General features: G+C 43.9%; 13 protein-coding genes and 1 tRNA gene. All 14 read right to left on the bottom strand.

Annotated features, from left to right (window positions below):
- Nucleotides 1-168: GTP-binding protein (locus AC13DA_RS00115; protein ID WP_482945753.1), on the bottom strand; the 168-nt coding region annotated here is incomplete at its 3' end.
- Nucleotides 169-193: 25 nt separating this feature from the next.
- On the bottom strand, nt 194-2,293 hold the full coding sequence (gene fusA / locus AC13DA_RS00110) for an elongation factor G (protein WP_284450595.1): 2,100 nt from the start codon (nt 2,291-2,293) through the stop codon (nt 194-196).
- A gap of 77 nt (nt 2,294-2,370) precedes the next feature.
- Nucleotides 2,371-2,841 carry a 30S ribosomal protein S7 gene (rpsG, locus tag AC13DA_RS00105; protein WP_007144669.1) on the bottom strand — a complete coding sequence of 157 codons (471 nt, stop codon included), beginning with the start codon at nt 2,839-2,841 and terminating at the stop codon, nt 2,371-2,373.
- A 46-nt stretch (nt 2,842-2,887) separates the two neighbouring features.
- Nucleotides 2,888-3,262 (bottom strand): 30S ribosomal protein S12, encoded by a 375-nt coding sequence (gene rpsL, locus AC13DA_RS00100; protein ID WP_007144668.1) that lies wholly within the window; start codon nt 3,260-3,262, stop codon nt 2,888-2,890.
- A gap of 147 nt (nt 3,263-3,409) precedes the next feature.
- Nucleotides 3,410-7,609 carry a DNA-directed RNA polymerase subunit beta' gene (rpoC, locus tag AC13DA_RS00095; protein ID WP_007144667.1) on the bottom strand — a complete coding sequence of 1,400 codons (4,200 nt, stop codon included), beginning with the start codon at nt 7,607-7,609 and terminating at the stop codon, nt 3,410-3,412.
- Nucleotides 7,610-7,672: 63 nt separating this feature from the next.
- Nucleotides 7,673-11,749 carry a DNA-directed RNA polymerase subunit beta gene (gene rpoB / locus AC13DA_RS00090; protein WP_284450596.1) on the bottom strand — a complete coding sequence of 1,359 codons (4,077 nt, stop codon included), beginning with the start codon at nt 11,747-11,749 and terminating at the stop codon, nt 7,673-7,675.
- A gap of 172 nt (nt 11,750-11,921) precedes the next feature.
- Nucleotides 11,922-12,293 carry a 50S ribosomal protein L7/L12 gene (gene rplL / locus AC13DA_RS00085; protein WP_007144665.1) on the bottom strand — a complete coding sequence of 124 codons (372 nt, stop codon included), beginning with the start codon at nt 12,291-12,293 and terminating at the stop codon, nt 11,922-11,924.
- Between the two features lie 58 nt (nt 12,294-12,351).
- Entirely contained in the window at nt 12,352-12,879 is a 528-nt protein-coding gene (gene rplJ, locus AC13DA_RS00080) for a 50S ribosomal protein L10 (protein WP_007144664.1), read from the bottom strand.
- A 211-nt stretch (nt 12,880-13,090) separates the two neighbouring features.
- Nucleotides 13,091-13,783 (bottom strand): 50S ribosomal protein L1, encoded by a 693-nt coding sequence (rplA, locus tag AC13DA_RS00075; protein WP_007144663.1) that lies wholly within the window; start codon nt 13,781-13,783, stop codon nt 13,091-13,093.
- Nucleotides 13,783-14,217 (bottom strand): 50S ribosomal protein L11, encoded by a 435-nt coding sequence (gene rplK, locus AC13DA_RS00070; protein WP_007144662.1) that lies wholly within the window; start codon nt 14,215-14,217, stop codon nt 13,783-13,785. Before rplK ends, rplA begins: the two co-directional genes overlap by 1 nt.
- 80 nt (nt 14,218-14,297) lie before the next feature.
- On the bottom strand, nt 14,298-14,831 hold the full coding sequence (nusG, locus tag AC13DA_RS00065) for a transcription termination/antitermination protein NusG (protein ID WP_091716104.1): 534 nt from the start codon (nt 14,829-14,831) through the stop codon (nt 14,298-14,300).
- Nucleotides 14,832-14,844: 13 nt separating this feature from the next.
- Nucleotides 14,845-15,183, bottom strand: a complete 339-nt coding sequence (gene secE / locus AC13DA_RS00060) for a preprotein translocase subunit SecE (RefSeq protein WP_007144660.1) — start codon at nt 15,181-15,183, stop codon at nt 14,845-14,847.
- A 35-nt stretch (nt 15,184-15,218) separates the two neighbouring features.
- Nucleotides 15,219-15,294: transfer RNA gene (locus tag AC13DA_RS00055), tRNA-Trp, on the bottom strand.
- A gap of 59 nt (nt 15,295-15,353) precedes the next feature.
- Nucleotides 15,354-15,504, bottom strand: a 151-nt coding sequence (locus AC13DA_RS00050; RefSeq protein ID WP_482945752.1) for an EF-Tu C-terminal domain-related protein, incomplete at its 5' end; no start/stop codon positions are given.

Here is a 15,504-nt window from a genome sequence, read left to right as displayed (position 1 = left end):
TTCTTCTGGTGCGTTATCAATATCCGCGTAATCTTTGAATTCACCACCACTTAATTCACCCAACACTTTGGTGATCGCCGCTGTCAGCGTAGTTTTACCATGGTCAACGTGACCTATGGTGCCCACGTTGACGTGGGGTTTTGTACGTTCAAATTTTGACTTGGACATTCTCGTCTACCTCGTTTAACTTACGTTATTTAGTTTTGTTAATGATCGCTTCTGCAACATTGTTTGGTATCTCACTGTACTTGGCGAACTCCATTGAGTAAGTTGCTCGACCTTGAGTAGCAGAACGCAAATCAGTTGCGTAACCAAACATTTCTGCAAGAGGCACTTCAGCCTTAATAATTTTTCCACTAGGTGCATCGTCCATACCACTGACCATGCCGCGACGGCGATTCAAATCACCCATCACATCACCCATATATTCTTCAGGTGTTACCACCTCGATATTCATTACAGGTTCCAATAAAACGGGTGACGCTTCTAGCGCACCGTTTCTAAATGCCATTGAGCCTGCAACTTTAAAAGCCATTTCGCTGGAATCAACATCATGGTATGAACCGTCAAACAAGGTTACCTTGACATCTTCCACAGGGTAGCCGGCTATTACACCATTTTTCATCTGCTCTTGTATACCCTTATCTACAGATGAAATATATTCTTTTGGTACCGTACCGCCGACAACCGCATTTTCAAAGGCATAGCCAGCACCCTGCTCTTGCGGTTCAATTTTGATCCAGACGTGTCCATACTGGCCTTTACCACCACTTTGGCGCACAAATTTACCTTCTGCATCAACAGTTTTACGGATTGTTTCACGGTAAGCAACTTGAGGCGCACCAACATTTGCACTGACACTAAACTCACGTTTTAAGCGGTCAATAATGATGTCGAGGTGCAACTCCCCCATACCAGCGATAATTGTTTGTGCAGATTCTTCATCTGTACTCACTCTAAAAGAAGGATCTTCCTTAGCCAACTTACCTAGGGCAATGCTCATTTTCTCTTGATCTGCTTGAGTTTTTGGTTCAATTGCCACAGAGATAACGGGTTCAGGGAACTCCATTCTTTCTAATGTGATTTTATGATCTAAATCACATAGTGTTTCACCAGTAATGGTGTCCTTCAAACCTATTGCGGCAGCAATATCCCCTGCTCTGACTTCAGAGATTTCTTCACGACTATTTGCATGCATTTGTACCAAACGACCAATACGTTCTTTTTTTCCTTTAACAGGATTAAAAACGGCATCGCCTGACTTTAAAACGCCTGAATAAACTCGGAAGAAAGTTAATGTACCAACAAACGAATCAGAAGCTATTTTGAAAGCAAGTGCTGCAAATGGTTGTGAATCATTAGCTTCTCGGGTTTCGTAAACATCGTTATCAACATCAACGAGACCTTTAATAGCCGGCACATCATTAGGCGCAGGCATATACTCGACTACGGCATCCAGAACGGCTTGAACACCTTTATTTTTAAACGCTGAACCACAAAATGCAGGCACGATTTCATTGGCTAGAGTTTGATTACGAATACCTTGTTTGATTTCATCTGGCGTTAATTCACCCACTTCCAGATACTGGTTCATCAGTTCTTCGCTTGATTCTGCAGCAGATTCGACTAATGCTTCGTGATATTTCTGACACTCAGCCAGCATCGATTCAGGAATATCACGTAGTTCATAGGTGACACCAAGATCGGCTTCATTCCAATAGATCGCTTTCATGCGAACCAGATCTACCACTCCTTCAAACTCATCTTCCGACCCGATAGGTAATTGCATAGCTACAGGTTTTGCACCAAGACGATTTTTGATTTGCTCTAGGACGCGTAGAAAATTGGCACCTTGGCGATCCATTTTATTAATGAATGCAAGACGGGGAACATGATATTTATTGGCTTGGCGCCAAACAGTTTCTGATTGAGGTTCGACACCGCCGACTGCACAGAAAACAGCTACTGCACCGTCTAGTACTCGTAAAGACCTTTCTACTTCAATAGTAAAGTCTACGTGACCGGGTGTATCGATGATGTTGATACGATGTTGTTCAAATTGTTGATCCATGCCAGACCAGAAGCATGTTGTAGCAGCTGAGGTAATTGTAATACCGCGTTCCTGCTCTTGCTCCATCCAGTCCATAACAGCAGCGCCATTGTGTACTTCACCAATTTTATGTGAGATGCCCGTATAGAACAAAACACGCTCTGTTGTCGTGGTTTTACCCGCGTCAATATGAGCCATGATGCCTATATTTCGGTATCTATTAATAGGTGTACTACGTGCCACTATTAGCTACTCTTAAATCAACAATGTTAAAGAACAAACCGTCACCAGAACTATGCTGGTGACGGAGAATAATAATTTTAGAAACGGAAGTGCGAGAACGCCTTGTTCGCTTCTGCCATACGGTGTGTATCTTCTTTTTTCTTAACTGCAGTGCCTTTGTTCTCGTAGGCATCAGCAATTTCACCAGCTAAGCGCATACCCATTGATTTTTCACCACGTTTACGTGATGCTTCAACCAACCAACGCATCGCTAATGCTACACGGCGCTCTGGACGAACTTCTACTGGCACCTGATAAGTAGCACCACCGACACGGCGAGATTTCACTTCAACCATCGGACTGATATTTTCAATGGCTTTTTGAAAGATTTCTAAGCCGTTAGCAGATTTACTTTCAGAAACAGTATCTAATGCACCGTAAGTAATTTTTTCAGCAACAGACTTTTTACCATCTTTCATGATGACGTTGATGAACTTCGCTAAACCGATGTTTTGAAACTTCGGATCAGGCAGTACTTCACGTTTAGCAACAACCCTTCTTCTTGGCATTTGTCTTTCCTAATACTTTATACGTTTAACGCTTAAGTTTTGTAACTTAGCCCTTCGGACGCTTAGCGCCATATTTAGAACGGCCTTGGCGACGAGCTGATACACCAGAGGTGTCTAGAGCGCCACGAACAGTGTGATAACGAACACCAGGTAAGTCTTTAACACGACCGCCACGAATCAGAACAACACTATGTTCTTGCAGGTTATGGCCTTCACCACCGATGTAAGAAGTCACTTCAAAACCATTAGTCAAACGAACACGGGCTACTTTACGCATCGCTGAGTTAGGTTTTTTTGGTGTAGTTGTGTAAACACGAGTACATACACCACGGCGTTGCGGACATGCTTGCAATGCCGGTACGTTATTCTTTTTCTTTTGTTTCAATCTTGGCTTACGAACCAACTGATTAATTGTTGCCATTAGTACAACCTTAACAAATATCTATCGATGGTATCCTGCGATACTATTATTCTCGCATTACCATCCATTAAAAAGCGGGCACTCGATTCCTGAGTGCCCGACAAAGAAGACGAATTTTATAACGTAAGATGCCTTACGTCAACAACTTTATGAAACCTCTTTGATTTCTTCGTCTTTATCTTCAGTTACTGCTGATGATTTAGTCACCGGTGACTCACCTAATGCTTCCTGACGACGACGCTGGCGCTCTTTATGATACGCAAGACCAGTACCGGCAGGAATCAGACGACCAACAATAACGTTCTCTTTCAAGCCACGTAAGTTATCACTCTTACCTGTCACAGCGGCATCCGTCAGCACGCGTGTAGTTTCCTGGAACGATGCTGCTGAAATGAATGACTCCGTTGCCAGTGAGGCTTTTGTAATACCTAACAGCAGCGGTGTAAACGTACATTCAACTTTCTCTTTAGCACGCAGTTCATCATTAGCATCAAGTACGCGATCGTATTCAACTTGCTCGCCTTTCAGGAATTTACTATCACCGACGGCATCAATTTCAACTTTACGCAGCATCTGACGCACAATCACTTCAATATGCTTATCGTTAATTTTAACGCCTTGTAGACGGTAAACTTCCTGTACCTCGCTCACCATATAGTTAGCTAATGCCAAGACACCTTTCAAGCGCAAGATATCATGTGGGTCTTCTGGCCCATCCACTAACATCTCACCTTTCTCAATGTGTTCACCTTCAAACACAGAGATATGACGCCATTTTGGAATTAACTCTTCATACGGTTCGCCTTCTTTAGGCGTGATGATCAGACGTTGTTTACCTTTTGTTTCTTTACCAAAGCTGACCGTACCGCTGATTTCTGCCATCAAAGCAGGATCTTTTGGTTTACGTGCTTCGAACAGGTCAGCAACACGTGGCAGACCACCCGTAATATCACGAGTTTTACTACTTTCCTGAGGAATACGTGCAACGATGTCACCGATTTCAACTTCTTGTCCATCACTAACGCGAACAATCGCACCACCTGGCAGGAAGTACATTGCAGGAATATCTGTCCCTGGAATAAATACATCGCTACCATTTGCATCTGTCAGGCGAACCATAGGACGCATGTCTTTTGCTGAACTGCTACGTTGTTTAGGTTCACGAACAATGAAGCTCGTCAGACCTGTGACTTCGTCGACAGTTTTATCAACAGTCACACCTTCAACCAGATCACTTAGCTGAACAACACCCGCCACCTCAGTTACAACAGGATGCGTATGCGGATCCCAGTTAGCCACGATTTGACCTGCATCTACAGCTTCATTGTCAGCTACTGTCATTTCAGCACCATAAGGGATCTTATAGCGCTCACGCTCACGACCATTTTCATCAATCAGGTGTAATTCACCTGAACGTGATACGGCAATAAACTTACCGGCAGAGTTTTGAACATATTTAATGTTGTGATAACGGATATTACCTTTGTATTTTAAGGCAACAGAGTTATCAGCAGCTGTTCTTGATGCCGCACCACCGATGTGGAAGGTACGCATCGTTAACTGTGTACCAGGTTCACCGATTGACTGAGCAGCGATAACACCTACCGCTTCACCAACGTTGATTTGATGGCCACGACCTAAGTCACGTCCATAACACGATGCACAGACACCATAGCGAGATTCACAAGTAATCGCACTACGTACCATAACTTCGTCAATACCTTCGCTTTCAAGTTTATTGACCGCTGCTTCATCAATCATTTCACCAGCAGCGAGTACAAGACGCTCACCATCAGATGATTTCAGGTCTTGTGCTACAACACGTCCAAGTACACGTTCACCAAGTGGTTCAACAACATCACCACCCTCAATGATAGGTGACATGTTTAAACCTAATGTTGTGCCGCAATCTTCTTCAACAACAACCAAGTCTTGAGAAACATCGACCAAACGACGTGTCAAATAACCTGAGTTTGCTGTTTTCAATGCTGTATCGGCCAAACCTTTACGAGCACCGTGAGTCGAAATAAAGTACTGCAAAACGTCCAGACCTTCACGGAAGTTCGCCGTGATAGGTGTCTCGATGATTGAACCATCTGGTTTAGCCATCAGACCACGCATACCAGCAAGCTGACGAATCTGCGCTGCAGAACCACGAGCACCAGAATCAGCCATCATATAAATGGAGTTCATTGAGACTTGTTCAACTGAATTACCTTCGGCATCGGTAACTGTATCTTTACCAATACCGTCCATCATCGCTTTTGCAACTTGGTCATTAGTGCGTGACCAGATATCGATAATCTTGTTGTAACGTTCACCATCAGTTACTAAACCAGAGGCATATTGAGATGCAATTTCTTCAACTTCTGCTTCAGCCTTCGCAAGGATTGATGCTTTTTCGACAGGGATAACCATATCGTCTGCACCAACAGATGCACCAGACTGTGTTGCCTGAGTGAAGCCAAGGTACATCAACTGATCAGCAAAGATAACAGTATCTTTAAGACCTAAACGACGGTAGCAAGTATTAATAAGATCACCAATCGCTTTTTTCGTCATCGCACGATCAACAACTGAGAACGGCAGACCTTTTGGCACGATGCTGAATAGAATCGCACGACCGACTGTTGTTTCTACACGAATGCGACGAGTTTGCTCAGGTTCAGGCAAAGTAATATCAGTTTCTTCCAGACGAACCATTACTTTCGCATGCAGCGAAACTACTCTGTTATCGTAAGCACGACGCAATTCTGAAAGGTCCGCAAAAACACTGCCTTCACCTTTCTCGTTCACACGGTCGCGAGTCATATAATAAAGACCCAATACCACGTCCTGAGATGGAATGATGACTGGCTCACCGTTAGCTGGAGACAGAATATTGTTGGTAGCCATCATTAGTGAACGTGCTTCTAACTGTGCTTCTAACGATAATGGCACGTGAACCGCCATTTGGTCACCGTCAAAGTCAGCATTGAACGCACTACAAACTAATGGGTGAAGCTGAATCGCCTTACCTTCAATAAGTAATGGTTCAAACGCTTGAATACCTAATCTATGCAAGGTCGGTGCACGGTTAAGCATGACTGGATGTTCACGAATTACATCTTCCAGGATATCCCAAACTTCAGGTCCTTCGCGTTCTACCATTTTCTTAGCAGCTTTGATCGTTGTCGCCAGACCTGCACGTTCAAGCTTGCCGTAAATAAATGGTTTGAATAATTCCAATGCCATTTTCTTAGGCAGACCACACTGATGTAATTTCAGATATGGGCCAACCACGATAACTGAACGGCCTGAATAGTCAACACGCTTGCCTAACAAGTTCTGACGGAAACGACCCTGCTTACCTTTAATCATGTCTGCCAGAGATTTCAATGGCATGCGGTTTGTGCCTGTGATAGCACGTCCACGGCGACCGTTATCTAGTAATGCGTCTACTGACTCTTGCAGCATACGTTTTTCATTACGAACGATAATGTCAGGTGCGTTCAAATCTAATAAACGTTTCAGACGATTATTACGGTTGATGACACGACGATATAAATCATTTAGATCCGATGTCGCAAATCGACCACCATCAAGAGGAACTAGAGGACGCAGATCAGGTGGTAGTACTGGAAGCACTTCCATCACCATCCATTCTGGTTTGTTACCCGACTCATGAAATGCTTCCATCAGTTTCAGGCGTTTGCTCAGTTTTTTGATTTTTGTTTCTGAGTTAGTGCCATCAATTTCTTCACGGATAGTTTCAATTTCTTTGGCGACGTTAATGTTGCGCAATAACTGCTGTACAGCTTCCGCACCCATACGCGCATCAAATTCATCACCGTATTCTTCAACTGCCTGCAGGAAGGTCTCATCAGACAGCAATTGACCTTTTTCTAGAGGCGTCATACCAGGATCGACGACGATGAACGCTTCGAAATACAATACACGTTCAATATCACGCAGTGTCATATCCAAAAATAATGAAATACGTGATGGTAATGATTTCAGGAACCAGATATGTGCAACCGGGCTAGCTAACTCAATGTGGCCCATGCGCTCACGACGTACTTTGGCGACAGTCACCTCAACGCCACATTTTTCACAAATAACACCACGGTGTTTTAAACGTTTGTATTTACCGCATAAGCATTCGTAGTCTTTTACTGGACCAAAAATTTTGCAGCAAAACAAACCTTCACGTTCCGGTTTAAAAGTACGGTAGTTGATGGTTTCTGGTTTTTTGACTTCGCCAAATGACCATGACCTCACCATTTTAGGTGAGGCAAGGCCGATGCGAATGGCGTCAAATTCTTCTGGCTGAGTTTGTTGCTTTAACAAATTAAGCAAGTCTTTCATCTTTCATTCTCCGCTGCCGTTAGACGGCTAATATCTTGATTATCTGTAACAACCCGGTATGTCTTATTCATCGACCAAGTCGACATCGATACCAAGTGAGCGAATCTCACGGGTTAATACTTTGAATGACTCAGGCATACCTGCGTCCATTCGATAATCACCATCAACGATGTTTTTATAAATCTTAGTACGACCGTTAACATCATCTGACTTCACAGTTAACATTTCTTGCAAGGTGTAAGCAGCACCATAAGCTTGTAGTGCCCAGACCTCCATCTCACCGAAACGTTGACCACCGAACTGTGCTTTACCACCCAGCGGTTGTTGTGTAACCAAGCTGTATGGGCCAGTAGAACGAGCATGCATTTTGTCATCAACCAAGTGATTCAGTTTCAGCATGTGCATGTAACCAATCGTCACTGGACGGTGGAAGAAATCACCTGTTCTACCGTCAATCAGTCTTGCCTGACCACTACGTGGCAGACCAGCCAGTTCCAGCATGTTTTTGATTTCTTCTTCGTCAGCACCATCAAATACGGGTGTTGCCATCGGCACACCACCTTTGAGGTTTTTCGCTAACTCAATAATTTCATCGTCGGTTAATGAGTCAAGATCTTCTTTGGTCCCGCTTGTGTTGTAGACCTTATCCAAGAAACCTCGCAGCTCAGCAATACCTTTTTGCTGTTCTAACATTTCTTCAATACGGTAGCCCAGTCCACGAGCAGCCCAGCCTAAATGCACCTCAAGAATCTGACCGATATTCATACGTGAAGGTACACCCAGTGGGTTCAACACGATGTCTACTGGACGACCATCTTCTGTGTATGGCATATCTTCAACAGGTACGATGTTAGAGATAACACCTTTGTTACCATGACGACCCGCCATTTTATCACCTGGCTGGATACGACGTTTAACAGCTAAGAAGACTTTAACCATACGTTGAACGCCTGGCGCTAAATCATGACCTGAAGTCAATTTCTCTTTCTTCAGTTCAAAAGCATCTTCCATTTCCTGACGGTACTGTTTCAGATGAGCATTAGCATGTTCAAGTTGCGTATTGAGGTCTTCTGACTCCATACGTAAATCAAACCACTTAGCATGCTCCAAACCGTCTAAATATTCTTTAGTCAGTTTAGTACCCGCTTTCAGGTTTGGACCACCTTCAGCAACTTTGCCAACCAAAGCACGTTCCAGACGCTCAAATACGTCTTCAACCATAATACGGTTCTGATCTTTTAAGTCAGCCCAAACTTTCTCAAGTTCCGCTTTCTCAATTTCACGTGTACGTTCATCTTTTTCTACACCATCACGTGTGAAGACTTGAACGTCAATAACCGTACCGTATGTGCCAGATGGAACACGTAAAGACGAATCTTTAACATCAGCCGCTTTTTCACCAAAGATCGCTCTTAACAGTTTTTCTTCTGGTGTTAATTGCGTTTCACCTTTTGGCGTGACTTTACCAACCAAAATGTCGCCAGGTTTGACTTCGGCACCCACATAGACAATGCCAGACTCATCCAGTTTTGCCAGGGCACTTTCACTGACGTTCGGAATATCACTAGTGATTTCTTCCGTACCCAGTTTGGTATCACGCGCTAAGCAGTTCAGTTCCTGAATATGGATAGTTGTGAAGCGATCTTCTTCAACCACGCGCTCAGAAACAAGGATCGAATCCTCGAAGTTATAACCATTCCAAGGCATGAATGCGACCAGGATATTTTGTCCCAGTGCTAACTCACCTTTATCTGTAGATGGACCATCAGCAAGAACATCACCAGCACCTACCACATCACCCGGTTTCACAATAGGGCGTTGGTTAATACAGGTACTTTGGTTAGAACGTGCATATTTAATCAGGTTATAAATATCGACGCCTGATTCTGAACCTTCAGTTTCATCATCATTAACACGGATAACGATACGGCTGGCATCAACTGAATCCACCATACCACCACGTTTTGCCGTGACCATCACGCCTGAGTCTTGTGCTACAACACGTTCGATACCTGTACCGACTAATGGCTTATCTGCACGTAATGTAGGAACAGCCTGACGTTGCATGTTCGAGCCCATCAAAGCACGGTTCGCGTCATCATGCTCAAGGAATGGAATCAACGAAGCAGCGACAGATACTACCTGACGAGGCGATACGTCCATCAACTGTACTTGTTCAGATGGCGTCAGTGATGACTCATTGCGGTAACGACAGTGAACCATATTCTCTGCAATTGAATTATCTTCATTCAGTGCAATGGTTGCCTGAGCGATTTTATATTCGCCTTCATCAATAGCTGATAGGTAAACAATTTCATCGGTCGCTTTACCATCAATCACTTTACGGTATGGCGTTTCAATGAAGCCATATTCGTTAGTACGCGCATAGGTAGCAAGCGAGTTGATCAAACCGATATTTGGACCCTCAGGTGTCTCGATTGGACATACACGACCGTAATGTGTCGGATGTACGTCACGCACCTCAAACCCAGCTCGTTCACGAGTCAGACCACCTGGGCCCAAAGCAGATACACGGCGTTTGTGAGTCACTTCAGATAATGGATTGTTTTGATCCATAAACTGTGAAAGCTGGCTTGAGCCAAAGAACTCTTTAATTGCTGCAGCAACAGGTTTTGCATTAATCAGTTGTTGTGGCATTAAGCCTTCTGACTCAGCAATACTCAAGCGTTCACGGACAGCACGCTCAACCCGAACCAGGCCAACACGGAATTGGTTTTCAGCCATCTCACCTACGCTACGTACACGACGGTTGCCTAAGTGATCGATATCATCTACCACACCATTACCGTTACGGATCGCGATTAACTCTTTCAAGACATCCAGGATGTCTTCTTTTGACAGCGTACCTTCACCTTCCATCTCTTCACGACCAAGGCGACGGTTGAACTTCATGCGACCGACGTTAGAAAGATCATAGCGATCCAGTGTGAAGAATAGGCTGGTGAATAAATTCTCAGCAGCGTCTTCTGTAGGTGGTTCACCAGGACGCATCATGCGGTAGATTTCAACTTTCGCTTCTAATGGCGAGCGTGTTTCATCCAGACGCATAGTATCTGACATAAACGGACCATCATCGAGGTCGTTTGCGTAGATAGTTTCGATTTCATTGATATCAAAACGAGCGAAAGCTTCTAACAGATCTTCAGTGATTTCATCATTGGCAGAAGCAAGTAATTCACCCGTTTCAGGATCAATCATATCTTTGGCAATCACTTTACCAACAAGATAAGACGAAGGAACCGTTAGTGAAGAAATATCTGACTTCTCCATACGACGAATATGACGTCCAGTAATTTGACGCTCAGCTTCGACAATAACTTCACCATCAGTATCAACAATTTCGAAAGGCACTGATTGGCCCCTCAAACGTTGTGGTTCGAGTTTCATTTCGAAGTTATCGCCTTTTCTGACGAAACTATCTGTACTGAAGAAAATCTCCAGAATTTCCTGGTTGTTATATCCCAGGGCTCTTAATAGAACGGTCGCGGGCAATTTACGGCGACGGTCAATACGCACGAAAACAGCATCTTTAGGATCAAACTCGAAGTCGAGCCATGAACCACGATAAGGAATAACGCGTGCGTTAAATAAGATTTTACCGGAAGAGTGTGTTTTACCACGATCGCTGTCGAAGAACACACCAGGTGAACGGTGTAGTTGCGACACGATAACGCGCTCTGTACCGTTAATGACAAAATTACCTTTTTCTGTCATTAACGGGATCTCTCCCATATAGACTTCCTGCTCTTTAATGTCTTTGACGACTTTTGATTTTGCAGGGGCATCTTTGTCATAAATGACAAGACGCATTTTTACTCTCAAAGGTGCGGCATAGGTTACACCGCGCAATTGACATTCTTTGACGTCAAAAGATGGAGTGCCTAAACGATAGCTGACATATTGTAGCTCTGCCATGCCTGTATGGCTCTTGATAGGGAACACAGATTCAAAAGCGGCATGTAACCCTTTTGCTCCGCGCTCATCTGCAGCGACGCCCATCTGCAGGAAATCCTGATAGGAATTCACCTGGGTAGCTAGAAGGTTTGGAACTTTCAAGACACTTGGACGCTTGCCAAAATCTTTACGAATCCGTTTTTTCTCGGTAAACGTATAGGCCATTTATTACACCTCGAAGAACGTCCTGAGTTCACACTTGTGGACTTCAGGAAAGATTGTTTTCTTAATGGTCAGTAATATGCACTGACCAGCAACGGAAAAAGGCCGGTGACCAAAGTCACCAGCCATTTTCTTTTTCGCAGTGGTCAGATGACCATTGCGATATATGAGACGCTTACTTAAGTTCAGCAGTCGCACCAGCTTCAGTAAGTTGTTTAACAACGTCTTCAGCTTCAGCTTTTTCAACGCCTTCTTTAACTGTAGCAGGTACGCCTTCAACCATGTCTTTAGCTTCTTTCAAGCCAAGACCTGTAATGCCACGAATAACTTTGATTACAGCAACTTTATTGTCACCGAAGCTAGTCATTACAACGTTGAATTCGCTTTGCTCTTCAGCAGCCGCAGCAGCTGGAGCAGCAGCAACAGCCGCAACTGGAGCAGCAGCAGTTACACCAAATTTTTCTTCCATTGCTTCGATCAGATCAACGATCTCTACAACTGTCATATTGGAAATCGCTTCCAAAATATCGTCTTTAGATACAGCCATGATAATTTTCCTATTTCAAGCTTACAGAATTTATTAACTTGCCCAATCCAATAGTGGATTAAGCTGCGTCTTTCGCATCGCGAACAGCCGCGAACGTACGAACCATCTTGCTGGTAGGTGCTTGCAAAGTACGAACAAATTTCTCGATAGGGGCTTTGATGGTGCCCATGAACATGCTGATAGCTTGTTCTTTGGTTGGCATCTTCGCCAGTCTTTCAAGTTCGCTGGCAGGGAATAATTTTCCACCCAGAGAAACCATTTTGACTTCGAGTTGTTTTTTATCTTTCGCAAAATCACCCATGACCCGTGCTACTGCACCTGGATCTTCCATAGAGAAGCCAAGAATCAGAGGACCTGTCATTCCTTCCTGCATGCAGGCGAAATCAGTACCTTCTACAGCACGGCGAGCTAATGTGTTACGAACTACACGCAAGTAAACATTTTGTTTACGAGCTGCAACACGTAGCTCGGTCATTTCAGAAACTGTCAATCCACGATATTCTGCAGCAATTGCAGAATAAGCATTGGCAGCAACTTCAGCGACCTCAGCAACGACGGCCTTTTTACCTTCAAGATTTAAAGCCACCTAAGACCTCCTTAGGTTCATTCATGTTCATGAATGAATAGTTGCTAAAAAAGAGAGTGATAACACTCCCACCTTTACGGTATTCAACGTCAGAGATTCTGCAGCTGAACCCGTCTGCGCAGGCTCGCTCATAGTTAATGAGCCAATTAAAATTTCTTACCTGCGGTCTTAGACGACTCAGCCATAAGGCTGAGCGGTCCAAATTTTTAATCTATCCTAAGAAAGATTTGTCTACAGTGACACCAGCACCCATTGTGCTAGAGACACTGATACGTTTGATATAAACACCTTTTGCTGAGCTTGGTTTAAGCTTATTCAGGTCATCAATCAACGCTTGTAAGTTTTGACGTAATGCGTCTGTATCAAAGCTCGCATTACCAATTGGGCAATGGATGATACCAGCTTTATCAGTACGGTAACGAACCTGACCCGCTTTTGCATTTTTTACTGCTTCAGCAACATTCGGTGTCACAGTACCCACTTTAGGGTTAGGCATCAGACCACGTGGACCTAAAACCTGACCAAGTGTACCAACGATACGCATAGCATCAGGTGATGCAATAACGACATCAAAATCCATATTGCCTTTTTTGATGTCTTCAGCCAGATCTTCAAAACCAACGATATCAGCACCGGCTTCTTTTGCTGCATCTGCATTCGCGCCTTGTGCAAACACTGCAACGCGAACCGTTTTACCAGTACCGTTAGGTAAGACTGTTGAACTACGTACAACCTGGTCAGATTTACGTGGGTCAACACCTAAGTTAATTGAAACATCGATTGATTCAACAAATTTTGCTGAAGCGTTTTCTTTGACGAATGTTAAAGCATCATCAATTGAGAATACTTTGCCATTTTTTAATTTTTCGCGGATAGCGCGAGTTCTTTTACCTAAAGCAGCCATTACTCAACACCCTCCGTGTTCAGACCCATGCTACGTGCAGTACCTGCAATTGTTCTTACAGCAGCGTCTAAGTCAGCAGCTGACAAGTCAGGCATTTTAGTATTTGCAATTTCTTCTAATTGAGCGCGAGTCACTGTACCGACTTTGTCAGTATTTGGACGGCTGCTGCCGCTTTTCAAACCAGCTGCTTTTTTCAACAGAACTGAAGCAGGAGGTGTTTTAGTGATAAAAGTAAAACTTTTATCATTATAAACAGTGATCACGACCGGGATTGGCAGGCCGTTTTCCAGATTTTGTGTTTGCGCGTTGAAGGCTTTACAGAACTCCATGATGTTCACGCCTTTCTGACCTAACGCTGGACCAACTGGTGGGCTTGGATTCGCTCCGCCTGCTGGCACTTGTAGCTTGATGTAAGCTTCAATTTTCTTTGCCATGATTTCTCCTTATGGGTACAAACGCTTTTCAGCTCCCCGCTAAATATAGTCAACGCAATTAGGGTTGACCTTTGTCGAACTTAGCCTTTAGCTACCTGGCTAAATTCTAATTCCACTGGTGTTGAACGTCCGAAAATAACCACCTCAACACGCAATTTACTTTTCTCGTAATTCACTTCTTCAACAACGCCTGTAAAGTCGTTGAATGGGCCATCAGTAACACGAACCACTTCACCGGGTTCAAACAAGACTTTAGGTCTTGGACTTTCAGCACCATCTTGAACGCGTTGTAAGATTTGATTAGCTTCTGCTTCACTAATTGGCGCCGGCCTGTCGCCTGTGCCACCAATAAAGCGAAGTACACGTGGTAGATCATTCACCACATGCCATGTTTCGTCATCCATTTCCATGTTGACGAGAACATAACCAGGGAAGAATTTACGTTCACTCTTCCGCTTTTGACCTTCTTTCATCTCAACGACTTCTTCAGTCGGAACGAGGATTTCACCGAACTTATCTTGCAGCTCAAGGCGATTAATACGCTCTTCAAGAGATCGTTTTACTTGTGCTTCAAAGCCTGAATAAGCCTGAATTACATACCAACGTTTACTCATTTGAAACCCTGTTTTATAGTGTCAGAGCGCGGACGCCCCAACCTAATAACGAATCAACGCCCCATAGCATCAATGCGACCATCATCACCATTAAGATAACGACCAAAGTCGTTTGGACTGTTTCTTGACGCGTAGGCCATACAACTTTTCTTACTTCAACATTGGTATCTCTAACATAAGATAAAACTGTTGAACCGATAGTTGTTTTTGAAGCGATAAACAATGATACGCCTGCAACTACTAACAAGCCTAACACGCGTAACAATGTTGAATACTCTGCGTATGTATAAAACAAAGTAATCGCAGCCGCCATTAAGACAACTGCGATAATTAGTTTAATATTGTCTGCCATTTTTTCGTTATATCCGCTTTGAGGAAAACATATGATGGCAGGCCAGGAGGGAATCGAACCCCCAACCTACGGTTTTGGAGACCGTCGCTCTGCCAATTGAGCTACTGGCCTATCATATGCTCTCAAAAATTGCTGAGTGCCTATGCACTCAGCATCGTGGCATCCTTATACTATTCGACTATTTTACTAACGACACCGGCACCAACAGTGCGGCCGCCTTCACGAATAGCAAAACGTAACCCTTCTTCCATCGCAATCGGTGCAATCAAAGTTACGTCCATCTTAACGTTATCACCAGGCATAACCATTTCTACACCTGAT

It is taken from the genome of Methylophaga sp. F-2 (genome assembly GCF_056859315.1).
This window is presented reverse-complemented; position numbering and strand designations above follow the sequence as displayed.

Excerpts from the sequence above, each read along its gene's own strand:
- rpsG (WP_007144669.1), bottom strand. The coding sequence starts at position 2,841 with ATGCCAAGAAGAAGGGTTGTTGCTAAACGTGAAGTACTGCCTGATCCG.
- rpsL (WP_007144668.1), bottom strand. The coding sequence starts at position 3,262 with ATGGCAACAATTAATCAGTTGGTTCGTAAGCCAAGATTGAAACAAAAG.
- rpoC (WP_007144667.1), bottom strand. The coding sequence starts at position 7,609 with ATGAAAGACTTGCTTAATTTGTTAAAGCAACAAACTCAGCCAGAAGAA.
- rpoB (WP_284450596.1), bottom strand. The coding sequence starts at position 11,749 with ATGGCCTATACGTTTACCGAGAAAAAACGGATTCGTAAAGATTTTGGC.
- rplL (WP_007144665.1), bottom strand. The coding sequence starts at position 12,293 with ATGGCTGTATCTAAAGACGATATTTTGGAAGCGATTTCCAATATGACA.
- rplA (WP_007144663.1), bottom strand. The coding sequence starts at position 13,783 with ATGGCTGCTTTAGGTAAAAGAACTCGCGCTATCCGCGAAAAATTAAAA.
- rplK (WP_007144662.1), bottom strand. The coding sequence starts at position 14,217 with ATGGCAAAGAAAATTGAAGCTTACATCAAGCTACAAGTGCCAGCAGGC.
- nusG (WP_091716104.1), bottom strand. The coding sequence starts at position 14,831 with ATGAGTAAACGTTGGTATGTAATTCAGGCTTATTCAGGCTTTGAAGCA.
- secE (WP_007144660.1), bottom strand. The coding sequence starts at position 15,183 with ATGGCAGACAATATTAAACTAATTATCGCAGTTGTCTTAATGGCGGCT.